At 62.2% G+C, this 26370-nt stretch carries 25 protein-coding genes and 1 pseudogene; 15 read left to right on the top strand and 11 right to left on the bottom strand.

Annotated features, from left to right (window positions below):
* Positions 1–124: 124 nt before the first annotated feature.
* Together ABDX79_RS12255 and hemC are read right to left on the bottom strand one after the other, a co-directional pair.
* Positions 125–835: a uroporphyrinogen-III synthase gene (locus ABDX79_RS12255; protein ID WP_346220581.1), complete on the bottom strand. Its 711-nt coding sequence runs from the start codon at positions 833–835 to the stop codon at positions 125–127.
* A gap of 10 nt (positions 836–845) precedes the next feature.
* Positions 846–1796 (bottom strand): hydroxymethylbilane synthase, encoded by a 951-nt coding sequence (gene hemC, locus ABDX79_RS12250; protein ID WP_346220580.1) that lies wholly within the window; start codon positions 1794–1796, stop codon positions 846–848.
* A gap of 214 nt (positions 1797–2010) precedes the next feature.
* Here hemC and tsaD point away from each other — a divergent pair, with 214 nt between their 5' ends.
* The 4 genes from tsaD to ABDX79_RS12230 are packed head-to-tail and all read left to right on the top strand — an operon-like array spanning position 2011 to position 4881.
* Complete coding sequence (tsaD, locus tag ABDX79_RS12245) at positions 2011–3120, top strand: tRNA (adenosine(37)-N6)-threonylcarbamoyltransferase complex transferase subunit TsaD (RefSeq protein ID WP_346220579.1); 1110 nt, start codon at positions 2011–2013, stop codon at positions 3118–3120.
* Positions 3117–4103 (top strand): NAD(P)H-dependent glycerol-3-phosphate dehydrogenase, encoded by a 987-nt coding sequence (locus ABDX79_RS12240; RefSeq protein WP_346220578.1) that lies wholly within the window; start codon positions 3117–3119, stop codon positions 4101–4103. Before tsaD ends, ABDX79_RS12240 begins: the two co-directional genes overlap by 4 nt.
* Before the next feature lie 35 nt (positions 4104–4138).
* Positions 4139–4429: a YciI family protein gene (locus ABDX79_RS12235; RefSeq protein ID WP_346220577.1), complete on the top strand. Its 291-nt coding sequence runs from the start codon at positions 4139–4141 to the stop codon at positions 4427–4429.
* A 14-nt stretch (positions 4430–4443) separates the two neighbouring features.
* The gene (locus tag ABDX79_RS12230) at positions 4444–4881 is read left to right on the top strand and encodes an EVE domain-containing protein (protein WP_346220576.1); all 438 of its coding nucleotides are present in this window, start codon (positions 4444–4446) and stop codon (positions 4879–4881) included.
* Positions 4882–4967: 86 nt separating this feature from the next.
* On the opposite strand, the gene ABDX79_RS12225 is transcribed toward ABDX79_RS12230, so the two are convergent.
* Together ABDX79_RS12225 and ABDX79_RS12220 are read right to left on the bottom strand one after the other, a co-directional pair.
* Complete coding sequence (locus tag ABDX79_RS12225; protein ID WP_346220575.1) at positions 4968–5330, bottom strand: hypothetical protein; 363 nt, start codon at positions 5328–5330, stop codon at positions 4968–4970.
* Positions 5331–5434: 104 nt separating this feature from the next.
* Positions 5435–5770, bottom strand: a complete 336-nt coding sequence (locus ABDX79_RS12220; RefSeq protein ID WP_346220574.1) for a hypothetical protein — start codon at positions 5768–5770, stop codon at positions 5435–5437.
* Between the two features lie 321 nt (positions 5771–6091).
* Here ABDX79_RS12220 and ABDX79_RS12215 point away from each other — a divergent pair, with 321 nt between their 5' ends.
* Both ABDX79_RS12215 and ABDX79_RS12210 read left to right on the top strand, forming a co-directional pair.
* Positions 6092–6310 (top strand): DUF3072 domain-containing protein, encoded by a 219-nt coding sequence (locus tag ABDX79_RS12215; RefSeq protein WP_346220573.1) that lies wholly within the window; start codon positions 6092–6094, stop codon positions 6308–6310.
* A gap of 131 nt (positions 6311–6441) precedes the next feature.
* Positions 6442–7746: an MFS transporter gene (locus tag ABDX79_RS12210; protein WP_346220572.1), complete on the top strand. Its 1305-nt coding sequence runs from the start codon at positions 6442–6444 to the stop codon at positions 7744–7746.
* Here the strand turns inward: ABDX79_RS12210 and rimM are convergent.
* The 4 genes from rimM to ABDX79_RS12190 all read right to left on the bottom strand — a co-directional run bounded on the left by rimM (position 7734) and on the right by ABDX79_RS12190 (position 11505).
* Positions 7734–8297 carry a ribosome maturation factor RimM gene (rimM, locus tag ABDX79_RS12205; protein WP_346220571.1) on the bottom strand — a complete coding sequence of 188 codons (564 nt, stop codon included), beginning with the start codon at positions 8295–8297 and terminating at the stop codon, positions 7734–7736. The two genes, ABDX79_RS12210 and rimM, sit on opposite strands and share 13 nt — an antisense overlap.
* A 99-nt stretch (positions 8298–8396) precedes the next feature.
* A complete protein-coding gene (locus tag ABDX79_RS12200) occupies positions 8397–9185 on the bottom strand; it encodes an ATP-binding cassette domain-containing protein (protein ID WP_346220570.1) in 789 nt (262 codons plus the stop codon).
* Entirely contained in the window at positions 9182–10252 is a 1071-nt protein-coding gene (locus tag ABDX79_RS12195; RefSeq protein ID WP_346220569.1) for an ABC transporter permease, read from the bottom strand. The genes ABDX79_RS12200 and ABDX79_RS12195 overlap by 4 nt, the downstream gene beginning before the upstream one ends.
* Positions 10253–10476: 224 nt before the next feature.
* The gene (locus ABDX79_RS12190; protein ID WP_463671162.1) at positions 10477–11505 is read right to left on the bottom strand and encodes a substrate-binding domain-containing protein; all 1029 of its coding nucleotides are present in this window, start codon (positions 11503–11505) and stop codon (positions 10477–10479) included.
* A 262-nt stretch (positions 11506–11767) separates the two neighbouring features.
* Between ABDX79_RS12190 and ABDX79_RS12185 the strand changes: the two genes are divergently transcribed.
* From ABDX79_RS12185 to ABDX79_RS12150, 8 genes and pseudogenes are all read left to right on the top strand, one after another.
* Positions 11768–12982: an ROK family transcriptional regulator gene (locus ABDX79_RS12185; protein WP_346220568.1), complete on the top strand. Its 1215-nt coding sequence runs from the start codon at positions 11768–11770 to the stop codon at positions 12980–12982.
* 138 nt (positions 12983–13120) lie between these two features.
* Positions 13121–13432, top strand: a complete 312-nt coding sequence (locus ABDX79_RS12180; RefSeq protein WP_346220567.1) for a PilZ domain-containing protein — start codon at positions 13121–13123, stop codon at positions 13430–13432.
* A 98-nt stretch (positions 13433–13530) separates the two neighbouring features.
* Complete coding sequence (gene polA, locus ABDX79_RS12175) at positions 13531–16446, top strand: DNA polymerase I (protein ID WP_346220566.1); 2916 nt, start codon at positions 13531–13533, stop codon at positions 16444–16446.
* 312 nt (positions 16447–16758) lie between these two features.
* Positions 16759–18027 carry a PAS domain-containing protein gene (locus tag ABDX79_RS12170; RefSeq protein WP_346220565.1) on the top strand — a complete coding sequence of 423 codons (1269 nt, stop codon included), beginning with the start codon at positions 16759–16761 and terminating at the stop codon, positions 18025–18027.
* 61 nt (positions 18028–18088) lie between these two features.
* A complete protein-coding gene (pyrF, locus tag ABDX79_RS12165; RefSeq protein ID WP_346220564.1) occupies positions 18089–18775 on the top strand; it encodes an orotidine-5'-phosphate decarboxylase in 687 nt (228 codons plus the stop codon).
* Between the two features lie 41 nt (positions 18776–18816).
* Entirely contained in the window at positions 18817–19110 is a 294-nt protein-coding gene (locus tag ABDX79_RS12160) for a DUF1330 domain-containing protein (RefSeq protein ID WP_346220563.1), read from the top strand.
* Entirely contained in the window at positions 19100–19654 is a 555-nt protein-coding gene (locus tag ABDX79_RS12155) for a GNAT family N-acetyltransferase (protein ID WP_346220562.1), read from the top strand. Before ABDX79_RS12160 ends, ABDX79_RS12155 begins: the two co-directional genes overlap by 11 nt.
* A gap of 197 nt (positions 19655–19851) precedes the next feature.
* Positions 19852–21108, top strand: a pseudogene (locus tag ABDX79_RS12150) (polyhydroxyalkanoate depolymerase); the annotation flags it as partial.
* Between the two features lie 1207 nt (positions 21109–22315).
* Here ABDX79_RS12150 and ABDX79_RS12145 read toward each other — a convergent pair.
* The gene (locus tag ABDX79_RS12145) at positions 22316–23008 is read right to left on the bottom strand and encodes a glutathione S-transferase family protein (RefSeq protein WP_346220561.1); all 693 of its coding nucleotides are present in this window, start codon (positions 23006–23008) and stop codon (positions 22316–22318) included.
* 248 nt (positions 23009–23256) lie between these two features.
* On the opposite strand from ABDX79_RS12145, the gene ABDX79_RS12140 reads away from it, so the two are divergent.
* Positions 23257–24180 carry an undecaprenyl-diphosphate phosphatase gene (locus ABDX79_RS12140; RefSeq protein WP_346220560.1) on the top strand — a complete coding sequence of 308 codons (924 nt, stop codon included), beginning with the start codon at positions 23257–23259 and terminating at the stop codon, positions 24178–24180.
* A gap of 97 nt (positions 24181–24277) precedes the next feature.
* Here ABDX79_RS12140 and ABDX79_RS12135 read toward each other — a convergent pair whose 3' ends face one another.
* Together ABDX79_RS12135 and ABDX79_RS12130 are read right to left on the bottom strand one after the other, a co-directional pair.
* Positions 24278–25051, bottom strand: coding sequence for a TSUP family transporter (locus tag ABDX79_RS12135; RefSeq protein WP_346220559.1), 774 nt, complete (start codon positions 25049–25051; stop codon positions 24278–24280).
* Between the two features lie 27 nt (positions 25052–25078).
* Entirely contained in the window at positions 25079–26086 is a 1008-nt protein-coding gene (locus ABDX79_RS12130) for a complex I NDUFA9 subunit family protein (protein ID WP_346220558.1), read from the bottom strand.
* Positions 26087–26370 lie beyond the last annotated feature (284 nt).

Here is a 26370-nt window from a genome sequence, read left to right as displayed (position 1 = left end):
CTCCATCGCTTCATGCGAAACCTTGAGCCAGCCATTCCGGCCGGCAAAATTCGTTGTCGCCAATTCGTCCCCCATTCACAAACCGAGCGCAAGTTTGCGCCCGCATATTTTTGAAACTAGGCCTTTAAAGCTGTTCGAAAAGCGAAACGAGCTTTGGCCGGTCCGAAATTTCGGCTTGCGAGCGCAGCTCCGGCATCAACGCCTCGGCGATTCGCCCGGACAGGCAAAGCAACCTGATCTTGTTGACGTCAGCCCCTAGATAGGGCGCGACACAATCTTGAAAGGCCGCAGCCTGAGCCTGCGAAAGAATTAACGCGGCATCGGCGCCATTGGTGCCATCGACGCCGAAACAGTCTTCAAATTCCGTCTTGCCTGGAACGCGCCGGACGACGTCGTAGACCTCCCAGGTCGACAGGCGAAGCGACGTGCCCGCGACAGCGGCTTCGAGCGATCCCGAGCGATTTCGTCCGGCCGCATACAGAAGCCGGGCTCCCCCGGACGGCTGGCCGAGGACGGTGCCGACCAGACGCGGAAGAAAAGACGCCTCGCCCGAACCCGCATGAACATTTGCAAAACCGGCAGCCCGAAGTGCTGCTCCAGTCGCCTCGCCGACGGCGAAGACCGGGAGCATATCCCTCGCGAACGCCTCGGCCATCGCAGGCACGGCCTGCGCGCTGGTCACGACAAAGCCGTCGAAGGAGGACGTGGGCGGCCCCTCTTCCAAACGAACCACGATTTCCAGCGGAAGAAGGCGCGGCTCGTGTCCAAGCGCGAGAAGCTGGCGCGCCGTTTGCCGTGCGGCGCCCTCCTCGCGAAGAACGAGGACCCGCGCCATCAGCCGGAGCTCATGGCTGCGGATCACCCCAACCATCGAAGAAATGGGGGCCGGCAGCATCGAGGACCGCGCGTCCGGCGCGCTCGCCGATGGCGATGGCCTCGTCCGCATCGCCTTCGTCGTGGACCTCGTGCACCTCGGTCCCGTCCGGCCTCAGGATCATACCGTGGAAGGTAATCCGCCTCTCACCATTCAGGACCGCGCGGGCGGCGATCGGCGTGCGACAGGAGCCATCGAGCACCCGCAGGAATGCCCGCTCGGCGTGGAGCGCGATCGAGGTTTCATCGTGGGCGATCGCCGTGACAAGCTCCAGAATCCGTTCGTCACCCTCGCGGCTTTCGATGCAGATCGCGCCCTGTCCGGGCGCTGGCGGAAAATCCTCGGGCTCCAGAATGTCGGTCGCATGGTGCTGCATGTCCATGCGGTTGAGGCCGGCGATGGCGAGCAGTGTCGCATCCGCCTGCCCCTCTCCCAGCTTGCGCAACCGGGTCTGCACATTGCCGCGAAAGATGATCGTGTTGAGATCGGGCCGAAGTCGCTTGATCAGCGCCTGGCGGCGCAGGGACGCCGAACCGACGGTCGCCCCTTCAGGCAGATCCGCGAGGGTCTTTGCGTCGCGTCCGATAAAGGCGTCGCGCACGTCCTCGCGCTCGAGAAAGGCGGTGATCTTCAGGCCGTCCGGCAGCGCTGTCGCCATATCCTTGGACGAATGAACGGCCAGATCGATCCGATCCTCGAGCAGGGCCGCCTCGATCTCTTTGGTGAAGAGGCCCTTGCCGCCGACCTCAGAAAGCGGCCGGTCGAGAATCCTGTCGCCGGACGTCGAGATCACCTCGATCGCGAAATCGTCTTCGGTGAGGCCATGGGCGGCGATCAGGCGGGCCCGGACCTCGCTTGCCTGTGCCAGCGCGAGCGGACTGCCGCGTGTGCCGATCCGGATGATCTTGTCCGCTTGCGCCATTTCGCCTCCGTTCGATAAGCTCGTCATTACCGGGCCCGACCTCGTTGAGATAAGTGCCGGGCTGATTCACGTTTCAATCGCATCGCAAGTCCGGCGTGGCAACGCTTGCCGCGCTTTTTGTCTGTCGTCGTCTGTCAGGCGATAGACAGAACAAGGTCTTCCCAGGCGCAGTTCGACCTGCCAAAAGGCCGCGGCAACAGGAGCGACACGGTCCATGACAATCGCCAATCCGACGAAAACAAGCCCTGTGATTCTGGGGATCGAAACGAGCTGCGACGAGACGGCGGCGGCGGTCGTGACACGCGGTAAAGATGGCGCACCCGCGATCCTCTCAAACATCGTCTACAGCCAGATCGAGGACCATGCCGCCTATGGCGGGGTCGTGCCGGAGATCGCGGCGCGCGCCCATGCCGAGGCACTCGACGGCATCGTGACGGCGGCGCTTGAGGAGGCCGGACTCTCGCTGGCGGATATGTCCGCGATTGCCGCAACCGTCGGGCCAGGCCTCATCGGCGGGCTGATCGTCGGTTCCGTCACGGCGAAGGCCATCGCCCATGCGCGCGGCATCCCCTTCATTGCAGTCAATCATCTCGAAGGCCATGCGCTGACCCCGCGCCTTACAGGCGACCTTGCTTTTCCCTATCTCATGTTGCTTGTTTCGGGCGGCCACACCCAGATCGTCCTCGTTCGCGGGCTGGGCGATTACGAGCGCTGGGGCACCACGATCGACGATGCACTGGGCGAGGCCTTCGACAAGACGGCCAAGCTCCTCAACCTCGGCCATCCGGGCGGACCGATGGTGGAACGCGCCGCTGCAAGCGGAAACCCGAAGCGCTTTGCCTTTCCCCGGCCCATGCGCGGCGAAGCGCGCCTCGACTTCTCGTTTTCCGGCCTGAAGACCGCCGTCCGGCAGGCAGCCGAAAAGAGCGCGCCTTTGAGCGAAGCCGATGTGAGCGATCTTTCGGCGAGCTTCCAGGCGGCCTGCGCCGATACGATCGCCGACCGCATGACCCGCGCCTTCGCGCGCTTTCGTGATGAGCTGCCAGATATCGCACGGCCGACGGTCGCCGTCGCTGGCGGCGTCGCAGCCAACCAAACGATCCGAACGGCGCTTGAAACCGCTGCGCAGAAAGCCGGATTCGCACTTGTCGCGCCGCCACTCCGCCTTTGTACGGACAACGGCGCGATGATCGCCTATGCCGGCCTCGAACGTTTCGAAGCCGGAATCGCCGATCCGCTCGAAACGCCGGTCCGTTCGCGCTGGCCGCTCGACGAGGCGGCCCAGCCCCTGATCGGCTATGGACGCAGAGGAGCCAAAGCGTGAGCCGTCTTACAGTCATTGGAGCGGGTGCCTGGGGCACCGCGCTTGCAAGCCTCTATTCACGGGCAGGACACGATGTCCTGCTGCTTGGCAGGAATGCCGATGCCATGGCCGCGATCAACGAGACCCGGTCCAACGCGGTCTATCTGCCCGATGTGGTTTTGCCGCCCTCCCTCCGGGCGACCCATGACGCGGAAGAGGCGTTGAACAACGCCGAGGCCGTTCTCTTCGTCGTACCGGCGCAATCGCTTGGCCAGGCGGCGGAGGCTTTCGGCGATCTCATTCCCGAAAAGGCGCTGCTGGTTCTCTGCGCCAAGGGCATCGAGCGCCGGAGCGGACGGTTCGCCTCCGCCATCATGGCGGATCGCTTTCCGCAAAATCCCATCGCGGTTCTGTCGGGACCAAGCTTTGCGGCCGACGTCGCCAATGGATTGCCCACAGCCGTGACGGTCGCGGGCCAGTCGATCGACATCGCCGACGACGCGGCCGAACTCCTGTCGACTGGAACCTTCCGCTGCTATGCGAGCGACGATATGGCCGGCGTCGAGGCCGGCGGCGCGCTGAAGAACGTTCTCGCGCTCGCCGCCGGAATGGCGAGCGGCAAGAACCTCGGCGAATCGGCGAAGGCCGCTATCGTTACGCGCGGCTTCGTGGAATTGCGGCGGCTCGGCGCGGCCTTCGGTGGCCGGGCGGAAACCCTGATGGGGCTATCTGGGCTGGGCGATCTCATACTGACCTGCTCCAGCACCCAGTCGCGCAACTTCGCCTATGGAATGGCGCTCGGCAGCGGGATCGACCGTACCAATATGAAGCTTGCCGAGGGCGTTTATTCGGCGGGTATCGCGGCCCATCTCGCGCGGGAGCATCACATCGAGGCTCCAATCGTTCAGGCCATCGCGGAAATCCTCGCCGGGGAGATTTCCGTGGATGATGCCATGCAGGCTCTTCTGTCCCGCCCCTTGCGCCGGGAAGTCGAGAGCGCGTAACGCTTCGGCCTGTAATTTACAGTGAGGAGACCCCGATGCAGTTTGCCATCATTTGCGAAGACAAGCCGAATAGCGTCGACAAGCGCCAGTCGACGCGCCCGGCCCATGTCGACTACCTGAACGGCCTCGGAAAGACCCTGATCTTCGCAGGGCCCTTCCTGAGCGAGAACGGCGATCCCTGCGGCAGTCTCGTCGTCATCGAAGCGGCCGACCAGACGGAAGCCGAAGCAATCGCGGGCCGCGATCCCTATGGCCACGCCGGCTTGTTCGCCAGCGTCACCGTCCGGCCCTACCGGCTTGCCTTCAACACCACCACCAGCTCTTAAAGGACAGATCCTGCATGCGTTACTGGCTGTTCAAATCAGAACCGTTCAAATGGTCCTTCGAGCAGCAGAAGGAAAAGGGCGATGCCGGCCAGGAATGGGACGGCGTTCGCAACTATCAGGCCCGCAACTTCATGCGCGATATGAAGGTGGGTGATCGCGGCTTTTTCTATCACTCGAACGAGGGCAAGGAAGTCGTCGGCATCGTCGAGGTGATTGCCGAAGCCCATCCCGATTCGACGACCGACAGCGACAAGTGGGAGTGCGTCGACATCAAGGCCCTGATGGACGTGCCGAACCCGGTGACGCTCGATCAGGTGAAGGACGAGCCGCGCCTCAAGGACATGGTTCTCGTCAACAATTCGCGGCTCTCGGTTCAGCCGGTCGAGGAAGCCGAGTTCAAGCTTGTCTGCGAAATGGGCGGGCTCGACCCGAAAACGGCGATGGGCGGCTGATCGCGCCGCCCGCTCGCTTATGATCCTAGACGAAATCCAGCTGTCCGCATTGCGATAGCGGATTTCAGAGTCGCGTTCGTGGCGGATCAGCCTGCGGCGTTTTCGCCGAAGCCAAGCGGATTGCCTTCGACGATCGTGCCCGAACCCTCGTCTTTTCCGTCCTTCGACCACTGAAGCTGGTTGCCGTCGATGGTCGCCTGATAACAGCCGAAATCCGTGCCGGGATAGCAGACGCCTTCATCCGTGATCTCGTACGTCCCAGAGCCGGAGGCATCCATATAGGTGCCGTCCTCGCCGAAATAGCTGGTATATTCGGCGCTGCCCATATCACCCTGAAAGGTGTTGCCGACGAGGGCTTCACGGATGTCCTCGGCAGAAGACTGGGCGAAGGCCGGCGCTGTGAAGGCAAGGACTGTGGCTGCGGCGGAGGCGAGAATGGAAATGCGCATGGATGTCTCCCGGTTGTGAGTGGATGCCGGCGGAAAGCCGACGTCTCCTCTTTCAACTTGGGCGAACCAGAAAATTGGCGAGTACGCGATCGCTCACGGAGGCGTCATGCCGCTGCGGATTTCCTGTGTGCCACGACTCGCTTCGTCACTTTTCCGGCAATTTCAGCCATCGTCGTCTCCAGCCGATTGCGCTGGGTGAGAGTGCCGAGCAGATCCGGCGCGTATCGCGACACGAGATAGTCGCGCTGCTCAGACAAGATGGCCAGATGCCGGGCGGTCTTGACCCTGAGGATGAGCTTGGAGTTTTGCGCCATGTCCGCGCGCTTGTTCAAATCGTGGTGCAAGGACCGGATGACTGCCGGTTCGATGCCGTCCATCAACAGCCAGACGTTGAGATAGAGTTCGATCGCGTGGATTGCGGCAAGGCGAAACGGTGCCATGGTCTTCGGTGAACCGGCCTTGCATAGATTTACAAGCGCCGTGGCGGCATGCCGATACTCCTCGGCGAGCCGGAAAATGTCTGCCGGGTCGCTCCGGCTTCCCGGATATGGATCAGCTTGCAATTCCATCGCCTCGCGACATAGGTCGGAAGACGAAAGATATTGCTACCCGAGACGATAGGGGAGACGAACGGTTTTCATTTCGCTTGTCTTGGTAAATCCAAACGGACCCAAGATGCGTCGAATTGACGATACGAGGCCGGGAACGATGCGTGCTTCAGAACATTTCAGGAACAATTGAAACGAGTTTGGAGTCCTGACATGTCCGATGCACCGAAGATCGATGCCCCATCCAATGCCGAGAAGGATCCGGAGGACTGGACGACCGGCAACGAGCCGATGACGGGTGCGCAGGCATCCTATCTGAAGACCCTGTGCGAGGAGACCGGAACGCCCTTCGACGAGACGCTCGACAAAGCCAATGCCTCGATCATGATCGACAAGCTGCAGGAGGCCAGCAACCGCGTCGACAACGGCTGACCGACCGCGTTGGTGCGGACCGCCTCCGGCTTGGTGAACACTGTGGCAAGACCTCGCATTTCGCCGTCAGGGCTTGAACCAGTTTAGAAGAATTCCAGACTCTTTGCGACGATTAGCAAGGAGTCTGGTTCATGAGCCTGGTCGGCAATGTCGGGGAACTGTTCTTCGAAGACGAGGAAAATCGGGTCTGCAAGGATATCCCCGAAGAGGCCTGCCGCGATCAGCCGAAGAATGCCGGGATCCATTTCATCAGCTTGACGGCGACGAAATCCGGCGACGGGTTTCTCGACCCGAAATTGATCCTGCCCTGGCTCCTGCAATCGGTCGGGGCGCCGGGTGCTGCCATCGGCCTTCTGGTGCCGATACGCGAGTCGCTCGCTCTTTTGCCACAGATCTTCGTCGCCCACCGGGTGCGCGCTCTGGCGCAAAGAAAATGGGTCTGGGCGCTGGGCAGTGCGATCGAGGCCGCCGCGATCTTCGCGATGGTCGCCTGCCTTCTGGTGTTGGATGGGGCGGCGGCTGGATGGACGGTTGCGCTGCTTCTGGCGATCTTCGCCCTTGGCCGGTCGCTGGCCTCGGTGTCGTACAAGGATGTGCTCGGCAAGACGATCTCGAAAACCAAGCGCGGATCGATCACCGGCATGGCCGGCTCGATCGCGGCTGCGTTCGTCCTTGCCTATGGAGCGGCGCTGGCGTTCGATATCCTGCCGCTCGAACGGACGGTTCTTCTCATCGGGCTCGCCGTCGGCGGCGCGCTTTTCGCGCTCGCAGCGTTCTCCTTTACCCTGCTCGCTGAGGAAGCCGGCGCAAACGAGGGCGCGGAAAACGGGTTGAAGGCCATCATGACCTATGGCCGGCAGGCCTGGGACGATGGGCAGTTCCGGCTTTTCGTCATCACGCGTGCGCTTCTGACCGTTACCGCCCTCGCCCCGCCCTATCTGGTTCTGTCAGCCGGTGAAAATGGCACGAGCGGTCTCGGCACCCTCGGCAGTTTCGTCCTCGCTTCCTCGATCGCCGCGATCCTCGGTTCCTATGTCTGGGGCTCGCTGTCGGATCGGTCGAGCCGCAAGGTGTTGATCTATTCGGCGATCGCAGGCTTCGTGGTGCTCGCCGCATCCTCCGTACTCGCGACGATCCAGAGCGCGCAGGGCTGGTGGCCCATCGCCGCGCCCTTCGCGCTGTTCCTCCTGATGCTGTCCTATCAGGGCGTGCGCCAGGGCCGAAAGATCCACCTCACGGACATGGCGAAGGCCGAGGATCGGGCCGTATATACTGCGGTGTCGAACACGATGATCGGTATCGTCCTCCTCGCCATGGGCGGCTTCGGCTTCCTCGCCGATCAGCTGGGATCCGGCTTCGTGCTCGGCGCATTCGCTGCGTTTTGTCTGGCCGCCGTCTTCGTGGCGATGAGACTTAACGAGGTTCAGGAGGACTGATCGGCTTCGGGGTCTCCTGCCTCGTCTGCGTCGCCCGCCACGTCGACGAGACCGGCCGCGACCGGATCGACTTTCAGCATGCCTACCTCAAGATCGAGCTCCGGCACGGCGGCCTCGGAAAACGGGACCATCAGGGTCGCGCCCTCGTCCGGCGCGATTTCCAGAATATCGCCGGCCCCGAAATTATGGACCGCGATGACGATGCCGACCGCCTCGCCCTCGATGGTTTCGACCGCCAGCCCTTCGAGATCGTCGAGATAGAACTCGTCGGTTTCTTCGGGCTCGGGCAGGAGAGCCCGTTCGACGAAAAGCTCACGCCCGTTGAGGCGCTCGGCGTGATTGCGGTCGTTCACCTCGTCGAATTTCACGACGATGACGGTCTTCTGCGCCCGCGCCGATTTCACCGTGAACCGGTTGCCCTGGTCGTCCTGAAGCGGACCGTAGACGCCGAGATCGGTCGGCTCCTCGGTGTAGGATTTCACCCTCACTTCGCCGCGCACGCCGTGCGCGCCGCCCACCACACCGAGGAGAACGGGATTTTCGAGCTTCATGGACACCTGACCCGGACACCGACAACGAAAAAGCCCTGCCGTCCGGCAGGGCTTTCTCCATACTCATTCAAAACGCGCCTTCAAAGCTTAGAATGGCGTTCAGGCAGCTTCCATCGAGGCTTCCGGCTGCTTTGCGCCGGTCATCAGCGCCACCGCGTCGTTCATCGAGGCCTGTTTGGGGTCGATGACGCACAGACGCTTGCCCAGGCGATGGACATGGATGCGGTCGGCGATCTCGAAGACATGGGGCATGTTATGGGAGATCAGCACGATCGGGATGCCGCGCGAGCGCACGTCCTGGATCAGCTCCAGCACCTTTCGGCTCTCCTTGACACCAAGCGCCGCCGTCGGCTCGTCGAGGATGATCACCTTCGAACCGAAGGCCGCCGCCCGCGCCACCGCGACGCCCTGGCGCTGGCCGCCCGAAAGCGTTTCCACCGCCTGGCCGATGCTCTGGATGGTCATCAGACCGAGTTCGCTGAGCTTCTCGCGGGCGATCTTTTCCATCTGGGCGCGGTCGAGCATGCGCAGATACTTGCCGAGAAAGCCCTGTTTGCGGATCTCCCGGCCAAGGAACATGTTGTCGGCGATCGACAGGGCGGGCGAGAGGGCGAGCTGCTGATAGACCGTCTCGATGCCGGCTTCCCGCGCCTCGATCGGCGAGGTGAACTTCACGGGCTTGCCGTTCAGCTTGATCTCGCCTTCGTCCGGCACAACGGCGCCGGAGACGGCCTTGATCAGAGAGGACTTGCCCGCGCCGTTGTCCCCGATCACGGCAAGGATCTCGCCGGGATAGAGATCGAAGTCGGAATGGTCGATCGCGGTGACGCGGCCGTAATTCTTGACGATGCCGCGTCCTTGCAGGGTCGGTGTCACTTTCTCACTCATGACGAGATCCTCCGGATCCACTGGTCGATCGCGACCGCAACGATGATCAGCCAGCCCGTCGCGAAGAGCTGCCACAGGACGTCGACGCCGGCGAGGCGCAGACCGGAATTGAAGACACCGACGATAATGGCGCCGATCAGGGGCCCGAGGATGGAGCCGCGACCGCCGAAGAGCGAGATGCCGCCGATCACCACAGCGGTGATCGATTCAAGGTTCGCCTCGAAGAAGGAGGTGGGCGAGATAGACCCGACGCGGCCGATGGAGGCCCAGGCTGCAACGGCGCAGATGATGCCGGCCAGGACATAGACCCCGATCAGGGTGCGATCGGTGCGGATACCGGAGAGATCCGCCGCCTCCTTGTCGTCGCCGATCGCATAGATATGCCGGCCGAACGCCGTGCGGTTGAGAACGAACCAGAGGACCGCGAAGATCACGATCATGAGGACGACGCCCCAGGTGAGCACGGCACCGCCAAGGTTGAATCGTTCGCCGAAGAGCTTGAGGAGCGGCGCATCGGCATCCAGCGTCTGGGAGCGGATCGTCTCGCGATTGGAGAAGTAGTAGTTGAGCGCCAGGAAGATGTTCCAGGTGCCGAGCGTGGTGATGAAGGGAGGCAGCTTCACCTTCGTCACGAGAACGCCGTTGAGGAAGCCCGTTCCCGCACCGCAGACGAACCCGATGAGGATCGACAACGGAACCGGAATTCCGAATTCGACCGACAGACGGCCCATGATGACGGAGATCATCATCATCACGGCGGCGACCGATAGATCGATGCCGGCGGTGAGGATGATGATGCTTTGCGCCGACGCGAGAATACCGACGATGGCGACCTGCTGCATGATCAGCGACAGGTTGAAGGCGGAGAAGAAGTTGGGCGATACGAGGCCGAACGCCACCACGGACATGACCAGAACGATGACCGGAACCATCGTCGGATTGCCGTGGAGGAAATGCTGCGCGGAACGGAGCGGACCGCGCGAACGGTGTTCGAACTTGGCGACCGAGCGGTCGCTATCCTTGAGGGACGCTTCGTAATCGGCCCCTTTGCCAGATGTTTCACTCATGGCGTGAACTCTCCCGGGAAGAGATCGAGGGCGCGTTCTCCCGGTCATTCGGGGGAACGGAGAATCAAAAATTCACTCGATGGACAGGAAGCGACCGGTTCCTCGCCGCAAGGCGTCCGTCGGGCCGCTTCACGGTCGCGCGCCTTGATGATCGCGCGACCGCAAGATCCAGAACGAGCGGCGGCTCAGCGCCTGCTCAACTCAGCTCAGCTCAGCTCAGGGCATCAGCCCCAGCAGCGATCGAGGCCTTCCTGGACCGAGATCGAAGGGACCCCGTCGACAGGCTTGTCGGTTACGAGATTGACGCCGGTGTTGACGAAATCGAGCCCATCGCTCGGCTGCGGAACCGTGCCGTCCTTGGCGTATTGGGCGATCGCCTCGATGCCTTTCGACGCCATGTCGAGCGGGTACTGCTGCGAGGTTGCGCCGATAATGCCCTCCTGGACATTCTGGACGCCGGGACAACCGCCGTCGATCGAAACGATGATCGCCTGATCTTCGATGCCGAAGGACTTCAGGGCCTCGTAGGCGCCGGCAGCGGCAGGCTCGTTGATCGTGTAGACGAGATTGATGCTCGGGTCCTGCTGGAGCAGGCTTTCCATCGCGGTGCGCCCGCCCTCTTCGTTGCCGTTCGTCACGTCGTGACCGACGATACGCGGATCGTCTTCGTCACCGATCGTGTTTTCGTCCTTGATGTCGATACCGAAACCGGAGAGGAATCCCTGATCGCGCAGAACGTCGACCGAAGGTGCCTGGGGCGTCAGATCGAGCATCGCGATCTTGGCGTTTTCGGCTTCGTCGCCCATTGTGGCCCTGGCCCACTCGCCAATGAGTTCGCCAGCCTTGAAGTTATCGGTCGCGAAGGTCGCGTCGGCGGCATCGATGGGATCGAGCGGCGTGTCGAGCGCGATCACGAGAATGTCCTTGTCGCGCGCCTGCTGAAGGACGCCCGTGATGGCCTTCGTGTCCGACGCGGTGATCAGAATGCCCTTGGCGCCGGCCGCGATGCAGCTCTCGACCGCCTGGACCTGGGTCTCATGGTCGCCGTCGATCTTGCCGGCATAGGTCGACAGGTCGACGCCGAGTTCCTTGGCCTTTTCCGTCGCACCTTCCTTCATCTTGACGAAGAACGGGTTGGTGTCGGTCTTCGTGATGAGGCAAGCCTTGGTGTTGCCGTCCTGAGCGGCGGCAGGCATTGCGAAGGCGGCGGCTGCGACGAGCGCTGTCGTGCCGAGAAGCGTGCGGAATGTCACGATGAAATCCTCCCTGATACAAAGTCTGGCCGGGTCTATAATCGACCTGTGACCATCGCCGCTCTGCCTCCCATGGTCAGAGCGTTCGAGGTGAAAAAAACACCGAACCGGGCCGGCTGTCAATAGATAACTCATAGAAAGTTATTTATTGTGCAAACGCCTTTTTCCGGGCATTCTCAAGCACGGTGAGCGCATGTTTCAAAAGCAAGCATGCTCTATCGGGCGCGGCGAGACAATGCCGAGCCAAATGGGAGGATAGACAATGTCGAATAGCACCGTGGAAGGCCACCCAGTCGATCTGCGCGACCGTGGGTCCAATCAGTCCGGGCTGCGTGCGCATAACGAACGCGCGGTGCTGTCGCTGATTCGCCGCCACGGCGAGATGGCGAAGGCCGATATCGCGCGGCGCACGGGCCTTTCCGCCCAGACCGCGTCTGTCATCATGCGCTCGCTTGAGCAGGAACAACTGGTCGTGCGCGAGGAGCCGCGGCGCGGCCGCGTCGGCCAGCCCTCGGTGCCCATGCGGCTCAATCCGGAAGGCGCGCTCTCCTTCGGCCTGAAGATCGGGCGGCGCTCGAGCGAACTTGTCATGATGGACTTCGTCGGCAGGATCAGGCTCAGCCGTATCGAGCGCTACGTCTATCCGAAGGTTTCCGAGATCTGCCGATTCGTCGAAGACGCCCATCGCGAACTGATGGCCGAGATCGATCCGAAATTGCAGGCGCGAATCACCGGTCTCGGCGTCGCGATGCCCTTCGAGCTCTGGTCCTGGGCTGCCGAGATCGGCGCGCCGGAAGACGAAATGGCGCCCTGGCGCGATTTTGATGTGGAGGCCGAACTTTCAGCGCTGACCGGCCTGTCGGTCTTCGTGGCGAACGACGCGACGGGGGCCTGTGCGGCGGAAAACGTATTCGGGGGAGCCGATTGCGCCGATTTCGTCTACTTTTTCGTCGGCGCCTTCGCCGGTGGCGGGATCGTCATCAATGGCGACCTGATCCCCGGACGCCTCGGCAATGCGGGTGCGCTGGGCTCCCTACCCATCCCGCGAAAGAGCGGCGGCGCGGGCCAACTCATCGAATTCGCTTCCGTCAACAAGCTCGAAACGCTGATCGCCGAGGCGGGCGGCGATCCGGCGGCGATTGTCAACGACGAAGCCGCCTGGGACGAACTGGGCGAGGTTCTCGATCGCTGGATCGAAGAGGCAGCCCACGGTCTTGCCTATGCGACGCTTTCGGCGAGCGCCGTCTACGATTTCGAGGCGGCCGTCATCGATGGCGCCCTGCCCCGGCCGGTTCTGTCGCGTCTCATCACCGCGACGCGCGAGAGTTTCGAAAAGCTTAACCACAAGGGTCTTTCGCCTGTGGAGCTCAGAGCCGGGAGCGTCGGTCCAGGCGCGCGAATACTGGGTGCGGCGAGCCTACCCCTCTTCGCCCGCTTCCTCCTCGACCAGCGCGTATCCTATGCCGAGAGAAGTTGAGGCAGCCTCGGCATGACGAACCGTCGGGCCTGAACTTCGTTACAATTCAGCCCATTAACCCCAACCGCAGCCCACCAGTTGAACCAGCGACCCATATGTCTAGGGTTGTAGAGACAACAAGAATCAGGGATGCAGAGAATGCTGGAACGCCGCCAGACCCGCCGCCGCCGCGTATGCCTATCGGCCCAGATCGTGGGCGACCTGACGTCCGAGCCTCAGGATGTGCGCCTGCGCACGATCTCGGACGGCGGTTTCGAGATCACAACGGCGCAGGCAAGGCTTCCGGGCGAGGACGTTCTCGTCCTTCTCGATCGCGACGCGGGCAAGCCAAGAAGCGCGACCGTCGTTTGGCGCAGCTTCGATCGCTTTGGCCTCAGCTTCACGCCAGGCTCGCGTCCCTCGGACGACGCCGTGCCGGGTCCGCTTGCGAAACTGCTCCGCGAGGCCTGATACCTCTATCGATGACAAGAGATCGTCGAGCCTAACGAGGTCCATGGCGCGCATGATCGCGATGGACTCTCCCTGCGCGCCAAGCTACCTCTGACCCCATGAAAAAAGGCGATCACCTCTTCCTCGTCGACGGCTCGGCATACATCTTCCGGGCCTATCACGCGCTCCCGCCGCTGACGCGCAAATCGGACGGCCTGCCGGTGGGCGCGGTCTCCGGTTTCTGCAACATGCTGTGGAAGCTGGTGGAGGAATCGCGCGATACGAATGTCGGCGCCGTTCCAACCCATTTCGCGGTGATCTTCGACTATTCCTCAACGACGTTCCGCAACGAGCTCTACTCCGAATACAAAGCGAACCGGGAAGAGCCGCCGGAGGATCTCAGGCCGCAATTCGGTCTCATCCGCGATGCCGTGCGCGCCTTCGATCTGCCCTGCATCGAGAAGGAAGGCTTCGAGGCCGACGACCTGATCGCGACCTATACGACCGAGGCCGTCGCGGCTGGCGGCAATGTGACCATCGTCTCTTCCGACAAGGACCTGATGCAGCTCGTCGGGCCGAACGTCATCCTCTACGACCAGATGAAGGACAAGCGCCTCGGTCCCGAAGAGGTGAAGGAGAAGTTCGGCGTCTACCCCGAGAAGATGATCGATCTTCAGGCGCTGGTCGGCGATACCTCGGATAATGTTCCGGGGGTTCCCGGCATCGGGCCCAAAACCGCCTCGCAACTGCTCGAAGAGTACGGCGATCTGGAAACGCTTCTCGCCAAGGCTGACGGCATCAAGCAGAAGAAGCGGCGCGAGAACCTGATTGAATTCGCCGACCAGGCCCGGCTCTCCAAGAAGCTTGTGACGCTCGACTGCGCGACGCCGCTCGACACGCCGCTCGACGATCTCTTTATCCATGAGCCGGACGGCGAGAAGCTCGTCTCGTTCCTGAAGGCGATGGAATTCACGACGCTCACCCGGCGCGTCGCGGCAACCCTCGATACCGATGCAAGCGAGGTGGTGAGCGCCAAGCTTGACATCGAGGATGCCCCGCGTGGGCCTGACCTCGACGCCTTCGAGACGAACGAAGCGATGGGTGACACGGTGTTTCCCGCAACCCCGCAGCGTCTCGCCGCCAAGGTGAAGGACGACGCGGCCGCACAGACGATCGATCGCTCCGCCTATGTCACGATCCGCGATCTCGATACGCTCGAGACATGGCTCGCTCGCGCCCGCGACAAGGGCGTGATGGCCTTTGACACTGAGACGAGCGAGCTTTCGGCCTTCAAGGGCGATCTCGTCGGCGTCTCGATCGCCATCACACCCGGCGAAGCTGCTTACGTGCCCCTCGCCCATGTGAGCGCCGATGCCGATCTTCTGAGCGATCCGGAAAGTGCCGAGGCGCTCGGCGGACAAATCCCGATGAACGAGGCGCTGGCGGCCCTGAAGGATGTGCTGGAAGACAGAAGCGTCCTGAAGATCGGCCAGAACGTGAAATACGATCTCCTCGTGATGCTCCAGCACGGCATCGCGATGACGCCGATCGACGATACGATGCTGATCTCCTATGCCCTCGATGCCTCGTCCGGGCTTTCGGGCCACGGCATGGACGAGCTTTCCGAAAGGTGGCTCGGCCACAAGCCGATCACTTACAAAGAGCTTTGCGGCTCGGGCCGGACCGCCAAGCCCATCGCGGCGGTCGAGATCGACCGGGTGACGGAATATGCTGCCGAGGATGCCGATGTGACGCTCCGGCTCTGGCAGGTGCTCAAGCCGCGCCTTGCCGCCGAAGGCCTCGCCCATGTCTATGAGCGGCTGGAACGGCCGCTCGCCTTGGTGCTTGCCCGCATGGAGCAGCGCGGCATCATGGTGGACCGGCAGATCCTCTCACGGCTGTCCGGCAACTTCGCCCAGAAGCAGGCCGCGCTCGAAGATGAGATCGCCAAGATGGCGGGCGAGGAGTTCAACCCGGGAAGCCCGAAGCAGCTCGGCGAGATCCTGTTCGGCAAGCTTGGCCTGCCCGGCGGAAAGAAGACCAAGAGCGGGCAATGGTCGACCGATGCCCGCGTTCTTGAAGATCTGGCCGCCGAAGGCCACGACCTGCCGCGCCGGGTCGTCGACTGGCGCCAGCTCACCAAGCTGAAGGGCACCTATACCGATGCCCTGCCCCACCACATGGACGAAAACGGGCGCATCCACACCTCCTTCTCCATGGCCTCGACGACCACGGGCCGGCTCTCCTCTTCGGAGCCGAACCTCCAGAACATTCCGGTGCGAACCGAAGAGGGACGCGCGATCCGAACCGCTTTCGTCGCGCCGAGGGGCAAGAAGCTGCTATCGGCCGACTACTCCCAGATCGAGCTGCGCATTCTGGCGCATATCGCCGACATTCCGCAGCTGAAGGATGCCTTCCGCAACGGCGTCGACATTCATGCCATGACCGCCTCGGAGATGTTCAATGTCCCGGTCGAGGGCATGGAGGCTTCTGTCCGACGTCGGGCGAAAGCCATCAATTTCGGCATCATCTACGGAATTTCCGCCTTCGGGCTCGCCAACCAGCTGGCGATCCCGCGCGAAGAGGCCGGCCAGTACATCAGGAAGTATTTCGAGCGCTTCCCCGGCATTCGCGACTACATGGAAGAGACCAAGGCTTTTGCGAAGAAGCACGGCTATGTGGAGACGCTGTTCGGCCGGCGCGCGCACTATCCGGATATTACCGCCAAGAACCCGCAGATCCGATCCTTCAACGAGCGCGCCGCCATCAACGCGCCGATCCAGGGGACGGCTGCGGACGTGATCCGGCGCGCCATGGTGCGAATGGAAGATGCGCTTTCAGAGGCAGGCCTCTCCGCCATGATGCTGCTTCAGGTGCATGACGAACTCGTCTTCGAGGTCGAGGATGACCAGATCGATGTTACAATTGAAGTCGTGACTAAAGTCATGGAGACGGCTTCATCGCCGCGCGTCACTTTGTCCGTGCCTCTGGAAGTCGAAGCCAAGGCAGCGTCCAACTGGGACGAGGCGCATTGAGCCAAATACCTGCATTCGCTGGCGAAACAGCGATTTAGAGCCTGTCTGATCAAAGCTTGGGCATGCGATCAAAACGATCGGAGCCACTGTCGGGAAGCCGACCAAAGCTTCCCGTGGTTCCCCATTCACCGCAGGTGTGCGAGATGAAAGCGTTGAACACTATTTCAAACACTTGAGATTGGGACGGGAATCAACAAGTTCTCGAAGGAGCGCGTTACCGCGATCGATCCCACCCATGTTGGCGACCTTCAAGGGACGTGGCAACCAAGGATGCTGTGTGGGGGCAAGCGGTTGAGTCTATAGAGGGTGCGGATGGATCAGCAAGAGACCAATGAACGGGACGGGTTCTCGTTGCCGAGCGGCATGACCACAGCTGCGCTATCCAAGCTTCCCCTGGCTTTGGTTCTGACCAATCCGCATCTCGAAGATAATCCGATCATCTACGCCAACCGGGCGTTCGAGACGATCACCGGCTATTCGGCCGCCGCCATCATTGGACGGAACTGCCGCTTCCTGCAGGGCGATAACACCGACAGGGAACAGGTCCGCCGGATAGGCGAGGCCCTGCGCGACGAGGAAGACATCACCGTCGAGATTCAGAATTATCGCGCCGACGGCACGTTGTTTCTCAACAAGCTGATGATCACCCCGCTTTACGACGATCAGAACAATCTGCAGTGCTTCCTGGGTGTTCAGCGCGATCTCACGGTTGAACAACAGGCGTCCGACAAGAATCGCTCCGATACGGCACTTGGTGAAATCCAGCACAGGGTGAAGAACCATCTGTCGATGATCATCGGCATGATCCGCATGCAAGCCCGGGTCAAGACGAGCGAGGAAAGCTTCTCCGCCCTCGCGCGCCGCATCGAGAGCCTTCAGCTTCTCTATCAGGAAATGACCGATGCCGGCGTCGGCTCTTCGCAGTCTGAGACGGTTCCGCTTGGCGCCTATGTGAGTCGGATCGCCTCGACGATCGGCCATCTCGACGGTCGCAGGTCCGTGCGCGTCAATGTCGACTGCGACGCGATCACGCTGAAGGTCGATCGCGCCGCCCGGATCGGCCTCCTCTTCTCCGAGCTCCTCACCAACGCGCTGAAACATGCGTTTGAGGGCCGCCAGGAAGGCTTGGTCGAAGCACGGCTGAAGATGTTGTCGTCGGGCGTGATCCGCCTCACCGTCGTCGACGACGGTGTGGGTCTCGGCGAGGACCAGGCCTGGCCGTACAATTCCAAGAAGCCGCCCCGCGAACTCGATCGCGAGTCCATGCAGAAGGCCGTCGACGACACGCAGAAGAAGGCGGACGCAGAAAAGGGTGGCAACGAGGCGCGTCAGATCGCGTCCTCCCTCGGCATGGGCAAGGGCGAGCGAAAGCCCGCCGAGAAAGCCAAGGGCGGTGCCCTCACCGAAGAAGCCCGAAAGCGGGAAGAGGCGGTGGCAAGCGAGGATCCGAACGCGCAGGACAGCGGCGGCCTCGGTGGCCGCATCGTGATGTCGCTGGTTCGCGGCCTCAATGCCAAACTCCACGTCAATTCCGATACGGTGGGCACCACCGTCACCGTGGACATTCCTCCCGATTCCTGATGTGTCTCGGCTCTGGAAGTTCTCGCAAGGCCGGGGTATTCGAAATTTGACTGAAGAAGATATGCGCGACCGGCTGATCGTCGGCCTCGATGTTTCGACGCGCGACGAGGCGGCACGACTTATCGAGACACTCGGCGATACGATCTCCACCTACAAGATCGGCTACCAGCTCGCTTATGCCGGCGGCCTGCCCCTGGTGAGCGAACTCGCGGCTGCGGGCAAATCGGTTTTCCTCGACCTGAAACTTCTCGATATTCCGAACACCGTCGCCAAGGGCGTGGAGAGCGCGCTCACCCTTGGCGCCTCCATGCTGACCGTTCACGCCTATCCTCATGCCATGCGCGCGGCGGCCGATGCGGCGAAGGGTAGCGATCTGCTGGTGCTCGGCGTCACGGTGCTGACGGCACTGGACGACGACGATCTGCGTGAGGCGGGCTACGAAACGAACGTCGAAAACCTCGTTGCCCATCGCGCCAAGGCCGCCCGGCAGATCGGCATCGGCGGCCTTGTCGCCTCGGCGGCCGAAGCCCCGTCGATCAGGGAGATCATCGGCCCGGACATGGCTCTCATCACGCCCGGTATCCGGCCCTCCGGCTCTGTGAGCGGAGACCAGAAACGGGTGGTCACGCCGGGCGATGCGCTTGCGAAAGGGGCCTCCCATCTCGTCGTCGCGCGCCCCATCATCGCGGCGGCCGATCCGCTCGCTGCCGCAAAGGCGATCCTTGCCGAAATGAGCGGCGCGGCGTAGAGCGCAACGACTATTGTGGCTGCGCCAAGGATAAAGTGGATATGCCGAAAGGATATTGGATCGCCAGCGTCGAAGTCCGCGATCCCGATCGCTACAAGGACTATGTCGAGACCGCGAAGCCGGCCTTCGAAGAGTTCGGCGGGCGTTTTCTCGCACGCGGCGGTCCCGTGACAGCGCTGGAAGGCGAGACCCGCCCGCGCAACGTCATCATCGAGTTCGACAGCGTCGAGCAAGCAAGGGCATGCTACCAAAGCCCGCAATACCAGAAGGCAGTCAAGATCCGGCAGGCGATCGCTGATGCCGATCTGTACATTGTCGAAGGGCATGACGGATAGCCGAAAACCACCGAAGAGCGGACGCAAGGCTTTCAAGGGCATGGCACCGAAAGGCTACGTCATCCGCATGATGGAGCCGGGAGAGGTTCCGGCGCTTCTCACGGTGTTCAAAAGCGCTCGTCAATCGGCATCAGGGGCAAAAGACGCGCCGGATATTCACGCCTTCACGCGTCATCTTCTCGCGCATGAAGTCTTCGTTGCGATCGACAAGACGATCGGCGAGCCTGTGGGATACGCCGCTGCGGCAGCAGAAAGCGATCTTTACTGGCTTTCGGAACTTTCCGTCGATCCCGGCGCCGAAGACACCGATCAACTGCGCGGCCCTTTGCTCAAAGCCGTTGCAGAGCGCGCACACTGGTTCTTCTATCGTGCCCTCGGGCACGCGATCGGCGCTGACGCGTATTGCGATGCCGCATTTTACGTGAATCATGGCTTCGTCAAGATCCCGGAAGCGGATCTGCCGGCGTGGTTGAACGAGAAACGGCTCTCTTCCGCCCGTGACGGTGACGGAGAAAGCCAAGTCGTCATGCTGAAATGGCTCTGAAGCATCGGCCCGGAACATGGGCACCGGTTTTCGGAAGATCTGCTGCGAAATCCGATGATGGGCGCATCAGAACCTCTTTCGATATCGGATCTGCCGCAGCGAGCTCTAGCAGCATTCTTCAAATTGACCGAGCCCGATATTTGTGCACTGCACCATATTCTGGTAAGAACAACAGAAAGAGGACGTAAACCGACCCCATGTTGTATTACTTTTACGAATGGAACCAGGCGATGCTCGCGCCGCTTCGTGCGGCTGCGGACGCGACCCGGATCGCTTACCAGAACCCCCTGAACCCCGCCTCGCGAACGACCGCCGGCCGCGCCATCGCCGCCGGCGCGGAGTTGTTCGAGCGAACGACCCGCGTTTACGCGAAGCCGGAATTCGGTCTCAAGGATACCGTTGTCGGCCACACCCATGTGCGGGTGGACGAAAAGGTGGTTCTCGACAAGCCATTCTGCCGGCTTCTGCATTTCGAGCGCCAGCTGCCCAAGGAACGCCCGGCCGATCCGCGTTTCCTGATCGTCGCGCCGCTCTCCGGACACCACTCGACGCTCCTTCGCGGCACGGTCGAGGCGCTGCTGCCCTACGCGGACGTTTATATCACCGACTGGAAGGATGCGCGCGAGGTTTCGGTCGACGAAGGCAAGTTCGATCTTGATGACTACGCCCAGTATGTCATCGACTTCCTGCATTTTCTCGGCCCCGACAGCCATGTGCTTGGCGTCTGCCAGCCCTCCGTGCCGGTGATGATGGCGGTCGCGCACATGGAGAAGCAACAGGACGATTGCTATCCCGCGACGATGACGCTGATGGGCGGCCCGATCGACACCCGCATCAATCCGACGGCCGTGAACCGGCTTGCCGAGGAAAAGGGCATCGACTGGTTCCGCGACAACGTGATCATGACGGTGCCGTTCCCGCAGCCCGGCTTCGGCCGGCGCGTCTATCCGGGCTTTCTCCAGCTCACCGGTTTCATGTCGATGAATCTCGATCGCCATATGATGGCGCATAAGGATTTCTTCTGGCAGCTCGTGAAGAACGATGGCGATTCCGCCGACAAGCACCGCACCTTCTACGACGAATACAACGCCGTGATGGACATGACGGCGGAGTTCTACCTCCAGACCGTCGAAGAGGTCTTCATCAAACACGCGCTTCCCAAGGGCGAGATGAAGTTCCATGGCGAGACCATCGACCTTGGCGCCATCAAACGTGTCGCTCTCCTGACGGTCGAGGGCGAGAACGACGACATCTCCGGCGTCGGCCAGACCGAGGCCGCGCAGGACATCTGTCCGAACATTCCCGAAGATATGCGTGTTCATTACGTGCAGCCGCAGGTTGGCCATTATGGCGTCTTCAACGGTTCGCGCTTTCGCTCGGAGATCGTGCCCCGCATCGTCGACTTCGCGCTGACCCATGGCACCACCCACGGGACAGCGAACCTGCCGAAGAAGACCGAGATAACGAAGCGCGAGGGCCGCAATTTCGGTGCCTTCGCCGAACGCCGCGCCAAGGCGGGAACGCTCGGCCAGTCTCTCGGAGCCGGCGGCGAGACCGGTATCGCCGATCCGCTGCGGTTCGCCGACAATCCCTTCGCCGCCGGCGAGCGCATGATGCGTGCCTTCGCGGAGCCCGCCGAACGGGCGATGGCCGAGAGCATGAAGCAGGCACAGCCAGCCAAAAAGGCTGTCGAAGCCTCGAAGGCGCCTGCAGCCGTCCCTGCGCCATCGGAAGCAAAGTCCACCGAGGCGAAGGCCGAGCCGGCCAAGTCCGAGCCCGCGCAGGCAATCGAGGAGCCCGTCAAGAGCGAAGCTGCGAAGCCCGCGCCATCCGCGGGCGAGACGAAGGCAGAGGCTTCTCCGAAGGCGGACAAGACGGATGACGCTCCGGCAAAAAGCGAGGCCAAGAGCGAACCCAAGGCCGAGCAGCCCACCAAGAGCGAGCCGGCAGCTTCGGAAGCAAAAGCCGACGCCGCCGACGCGAAGCCTTCAACGGTAAAGGCCGACGAAACGGCCAAGGCTCCGCAAACAAAGGCGGCCGAACCGGAAAAGCCTGCGTCCGATAACAAGGCGTCCGCCAAGGCAGACGAAGTAAAGGCTGACGCCGCTGCTGACAAAGCCGATGGCCCAACGCCAAAGGCATCGGACGACAAAGCAGCCGAACAGAAGCCAGTTGAAGCAAATGCCTCCGAAAGCAAGGCTGCGCACACCAAGCCAGTTGAGCAAAAGCCGGCTTCCACCGCCGACAATGCCCAGTCGAGCGAAGCGGCAACCAGCCAGGCCACGTCCGACTCGAATTCCGCGAACGGGAGCAAGCCCGCAGAAGAGTCACCGAAGACCGAGGCGAAGAGCAGCGATCAGTCGACTAGCTCAGGCAGTGGTAACGACACGTCTGCGTCATCAGCATCTGCTGCGACCGCTACAAAGGCCGAGACCGTCAAGGAGCCGGCCCAGGCCGCCAGCGCCTCGACGGCTAGCAAATCAACGAGCGCCAGAAGCGGTCGATCGACCGCCGGCGCGAATACGCGGCAGCGCTCCCGGCGCACACGCCGGAAAAACTGACAGGTCTGATCAGACAGCCTTCGTGAAAACGGCCCGGCTCGCGCATCCGCGAGCCGGGCCGTTTTATGTTTTCGCCTCTCGCGAAACGGTTGCGAGAAGATCAGAAATCGAGATCGGCATAGTGACGGACCGGCGGAACGCCCCTCACCTTCTCGGCCAGGAGCGGGCGGAAGGACGGCCGGGACTTGATACGGCTATACCATTCCTTGGCGGCCGGCTCGTTTTCCCAAGGGATCTCGCCGAGATAATCGAGCACCGAGAGTGCGGCGGCGGCCGCGAGATCGGCCTGGGACATGCGAGGACCCGCAAGCCAGTTCCGGTTTTCGGCAAGCCAGCCGATATAGCGCAGGTGATGGCGGGAATTGGCGCGCGCTGCACGGATGGCCGATGCATCCGGCGAACCGCCCCCCTCCTCCTTCGGCATTTCGAGCTTGAAAACCCGCTCGCGCACCAGATAGCGCGTCACTTCCTGATCGAACTTCTCGACGAACCATTCGGTCAGCCGCCGCACTTCGGCGCGATCGATGGGTTTTTCCGGCATGAGCCGCTTTTCGCGCGCGAAGACGCCACGTGTTTCGTCGATATATTCGCCGACGATGACGCCGCCGACGATCGGCGCGCCGCCGTCCTCGATCAGGACCGGCAAGGTCGCCGCAGGGTTCATCGACAGGAATTCGCGCCGACGCTCCCAGGGCCGCTCCTCGACGAGATCGAGCTTTTCGCCATACTCGCCGGCGAGAAGCCGAACATAGCGTGACGTGGCGGACATGGAGTGGTGGTAGAGTTTCAGCATCAGGCGGGATCTATCGCATTCAGGTAATCTTTTGCAGGTACTGACAGGCCGAACGGGGAATTTTCATGTCTTTCACAGCGTTTACGGGCTGACACGCCTGCTTGCGCACGGTTGCAGAAATGCGTCAACGGCAGGTGAAGATTTACGAAGGGCAAGACGCGGTCAGACCTTCTGAGGCATGAGAGCTCCCAGCCGTTCGGAACACGCCGGACGCGACACGTCACGACGCCAAAACTTGAGGACAGCGAATGGATACCGGCTCAATCTTCGATGCCGTCATTCTGGGAATTACCGAGGGCCTGACCGAGTTCCTACCGGTTTCCTCGACCGGGCATATCCTGCTGCTCGGCCATTTTCTCGGCTTCCGGTCGACCGGATTCGTCTTCGAGATCGTCATCCAGCTGGGCGCTATCCTCGCGATTCTCGCGGTCTATCTCGCCAAGCTCTGGCAGCTCTTCATTACCCTCCCCTCGAGCCCCAGGAGCCGCCGCTTCGTTGCGGGCATTCTGATCGCGTTCCTCCCGGCCGCCTTCATCGGGGTTCTGGCGCATGACTTCATCAAGACGGTGCTCTTCGAAACGCCGCTCGTCATCTGCGCGGCCCTCATCGTCGGCGGCATCCTGCTTCTCGTCATCGACAAGATGCCCCTCAAGGTTCGCTATACCGACATCATGGACTATCCCCTCTCGCTCTGTCTCAAGATCGGGATCTTCCAGTGCCTCGCCATGATCCCAGGCACTTCGCGCTCCGGCGCGACGATCGCCGGCTCGCTGCTGATGGGCACCGACAAGCGCTCGGCGGCGGAATTCTCGTTCTTCCTCGCAATGCCCACCATGCTCGGCGCCGTGGTCTACGATCTCTACAAGAACAGAGCCGCCCTGTCGGCGGACGATATCGGACTGATCGCGATCGGCTTCGTCTGCGCATTCGTCGCTGCGCTCATCGTCGTGCGCACCCTGCTCGACTTCGTCTCGCGGCACGGTTTCGCGCCCTTCGCCTATTGGCGCATCTTCGTCGGCATCGTCGGAATCATTCTGGTCTTCACGCTTTCACCTGCAAAATCCGTTGCTCCGCAAACAGGCGGTGCGGTGGATGGCTACGCGATCGAGAACGGCGCCGACACTATCCCTGACGTTGCACCCGAAGAGAGCACCGGCGGCATCAATCAATAGCGCGGAATCACCTCAGCGCCGGATTGCGTCGGGATATCAGATCCCGCAAACGTTCCTGGGCCGCTTTGCTGCCGGCGGCCCCTTGAATCCCGTGGCTTCAAAGGTCCGCCGATAGGAGCCCGAACAATCCGCGCCGGATCAGTTCGGCCGCCAGAACGATCAGCAACAGCTTGAGCAGCTTCCGGAAGAGCTTTTCATCGAGGCGGTCGAGCACCCGCGTTCCTGCCACCGTCCCGAGAAATCCGGTTGCGATCATCGCCGCTGCCAAGAGGGCATAGGGGCCGAGAGCCACGCCCGCTGCGAGAAATGCGGCGACCTTCAATGCGTGCTGAGCGGCGGTGACAGCCGCCATGGTCGCGACGACCTCCTTGCGATCGTTGAAGGCGCGGGTGAAGAGAACCGCGTTTAGCGGCCCGCTCGCCCCGATGAACATTGACAGAAACGTCGTGACGGCGCCGGCGAGCGCATATTGCCAATTGGCAAGCCGTCCGAGCGCCGGAAGCTTCAGGAAGATCGTCAGGAGAATGAAGCTGCCGAGGGAGAGGCGCAGAATCTCTTCCGGCAGCGTCACCACGGTCTCTGCGCCAATTCCCGCGCCGATCAGCCCGCCCAGAATGAAGGGCAGCGCCTTGTCCCATCGCACCGAACGCCGCTGAATGACCAGCCGCCCCGCATTGGAGGCGAATTGAACGACGCCATGCAAGGGGATCAGCACCGCGACGGGAAGAACGAGGCTCATCAAGGCAAGCAGCGTCACGCCCCCGCCAAGGGCGAAGGCGGCCGTGAGCGCGGAGGTGAAGAAGCTCGCGACGATCAGGCTGAGACTGATCCAGAGACTGAGGTCGGGCGCGAGCCACTCGGCCAGGGTCATAGGCCGGCCGGATCGGCAGGCGGCATCTTAAACAAGGCCGTCCTGGTTCTCGGCATCGAGCCCGCCGGAATGGCGAACGGGCTTGGTAAACTGACCCTGGGGGCGGAAGCGGACGAGATAGGTCGGCAGGATCGTGTCCACCGTGCGGGGGCGGATCGCGAAAGCGTCGAGCGTGCGGCTGTCGGCGGTCGCCTCTTCGGACACGATGTTGTCGGCCTGAAGCTGCCTGACCTGATCGACCGTCAATGGCGCGCCGGGCAGGAACTCGGTGTATTTCGCCATCGAGTTCGCAAACGAAAACGGAACCGTGACGAAGCGGCGCTTGCGACCGATCACCCGCAGCATCTCTTCCATCAGCTGGCGGAAGGTCAGAATCTCCGGCCCGCCGAGTTCGTAGATTTTTCCGCCAGCCACCTCGCCATCGACCGTTTTCGCCACCGCCTCGGCGACATCGACCACATAAACCGGCTGGAACTTCGTCTTGCCGCCACCGAGCAGCGGCAGAACCGGCGAGAATCGCGACATCTCGGCGAAACGGTTGAAGAACTCGTCCTCCGGGCCGAAGATGATCGACGGGCGCAGGATATAGGCGTCGGGCCGGGCCGCGAGCACGGCCTTTTCACCGGCAGCTTTCGAACGGGCATATTTGGATTTCGAGCCCCCGTCCGCGCCGATGGCGGAAATCTGGGTCATGTTGATGCCTTCGGCCTTCGCGGCCTCGGCGATCAGTTTTGCGCCTTCCGCCTGAAGGCCGGAAAAGGTCTGTTTGCCGCTTTCGGCGAGAATGCCGACAAGGTTGACCACGTGGTCCGCACCCTTGACCGCACGCTCCACCGACCATGGATACCGCAGATTGGCCTGGATCGGCAGGATCGCGCCGATATTGCCGGCGGTCAGCACATGATAAGCGAGATCAGGCCTGCGGCAGGCGATGCGCACCCGGTGTCCGCGCTTGGCAAGCGCCTGGGTCACGTACCGGCCCAGGAAGCCGGAACCGCCGAACACCACCACCGTCTTTCCCGTATCGACCGTCATCGCTCGTCGCTCCTTCTGCCGTGACCGCCTTTGGACACCCGATTGCACGCTTGGGCTCCGGACTGTCTCGTATCGTCGGACACCTATAACGTAACACATGGATTTCTCCAGAACTTTGGAGAGGGGAAGCGGTCAAAAGACCGCATCGCGCGGCATCATGGGGTCACGTCCGTCAAGCTGGTGTAATTTTCTGGGTGGCCTGAGGTCATGATCAGGCGGCTTTCATGGTTGTGATGGTGAGGATCGGATCGATCTCCTCCTTGTCGATCTCTGCGAAGGCCTCG

This window comes from Fulvimarina fulva, assembly GCF_039652615.1.
GTDB lineage: Bacteria > Pseudomonadota > Alphaproteobacteria > Rhizobiales > Rhizobiaceae > Fulvimarina.
This window is presented reverse-complemented; position numbering and strand designations above follow the sequence as displayed.

Coding starts and splice junctions, on each gene's coding strand:
- ABDX79_RS12135 (WP_346220559.1), bottom strand. CDS start 25,051: ATGACCCTGGCCGAGTGGCTCGCGCCCGACCTCAGTCTCTGGATCAGT.
- rimM (WP_346220571.1), bottom strand. CDS start 8,297: ATGAAGCTCGAAAATCCCGTTCTCCTCGGTGTGGTGGGCGGCGCGCAC.
- ABDX79_RS12230 (WP_346220576.1), top strand. CDS start 4,444: ATGCGTTACTGGCTGTTCAAATCAGAACCGTTCAAATGGTCCTTCGAG.
- ABDX79_RS12220 (WP_346220574.1), bottom strand. CDS start 5,770: ATGGCACCGTTTCGCCTTGCCGCAATCCACGCGATCGAACTCTATCTC.
- pyrF (WP_346220564.1), top strand. CDS start 18,089: ATGCGCGACCGGCTGATCGTCGGCCTCGATGTTTCGACGCGCGACGAG.
- ABDX79_RS12145 (WP_346220561.1), bottom strand. CDS start 23,008: ATGCTGAAACTCTACCACCACTCCATGTCCGCCACGTCACGCTATGTT.
- ABDX79_RS12185 (WP_346220568.1), top strand. CDS start 11,768: ATGTCGAATAGCACCGTGGAAGGCCACCCAGTCGATCTGCGCGACCGT.
- ABDX79_RS12200 (WP_346220570.1), bottom strand. CDS start 9,185: ATGAGTGAGAAAGTGACACCGACCCTGCAAGGACGCGGCATCGTCAAG.
- ABDX79_RS12130 (WP_346220558.1), bottom strand. CDS start 26,086: ATGACGGTCGATACGGGAAAGACGGTGGTGGTGTTCGGCGGTTCCGGC.
- tsaD (WP_346220579.1), top strand. CDS start 2,011: ATGACAATCGCCAATCCGACGAAAACAAGCCCTGTGATTCTGGGGATC.
- ABDX79_RS12140 (WP_346220560.1), top strand. CDS start 23,257: ATGGATACCGGCTCAATCTTCGATGCCGTCATTCTGGGAATTACCGAG.
- ABDX79_RS12255 (WP_346220581.1), bottom strand. CDS start 835: ATGGCGCGGGTCCTCGTTCTTCGCGAGGAGGGCGCCGCACGGCAAACG.
- ABDX79_RS12180 (WP_346220567.1), top strand. CDS start 13,121: ATGCTGGAACGCCGCCAGACCCGCCGCCGCCGCGTATGCCTATCGGCC.
- ABDX79_RS12215 (WP_346220573.1), top strand. CDS start 6,092: ATGTCCGATGCACCGAAGATCGATGCCCCATCCAATGCCGAGAAGGAT.
- ABDX79_RS12170 (WP_346220565.1), top strand. CDS start 16,759: ATGGATCAGCAAGAGACCAATGAACGGGACGGGTTCTCGTTGCCGAGC.
- polA (WP_346220566.1), top strand. CDS start 13,531: ATGAAAAAAGGCGATCACCTCTTCCTCGTCGACGGCTCGGCATACATC.
- ABDX79_RS12155 (WP_346220562.1), top strand. CDS start 19,100: ATGACGGATAGCCGAAAACCACCGAAGAGCGGACGCAAGGCTTTCAAG.
- ABDX79_RS12195 (WP_346220569.1), bottom strand. CDS start 10,252: ATGAGTGAAACATCTGGCAAAGGGGCCGATTACGAAGCGTCCCTCAAG.
- ABDX79_RS12210 (WP_346220572.1), top strand. CDS start 6,442: ATGAGCCTGGTCGGCAATGTCGGGGAACTGTTCTTCGAAGACGAGGAA.
- ABDX79_RS12160 (WP_346220563.1), top strand. CDS start 18,817: ATGCCGAAAGGATATTGGATCGCCAGCGTCGAAGTCCGCGATCCCGAT.
- ABDX79_RS12225 (WP_346220575.1), bottom strand. CDS start 5,330: ATGCGCATTTCCATTCTCGCCTCCGCCGCAGCCACAGTCCTTGCCTTC.
- hemC (WP_346220580.1), bottom strand. CDS start 1,796: ATGGCGCAAGCGGACAAGATCATCCGGATCGGCACACGCGGCAGTCCG.
- ABDX79_RS12235 (WP_346220577.1), top strand. CDS start 4,139: ATGCAGTTTGCCATCATTTGCGAAGACAAGCCGAATAGCGTCGACAAG.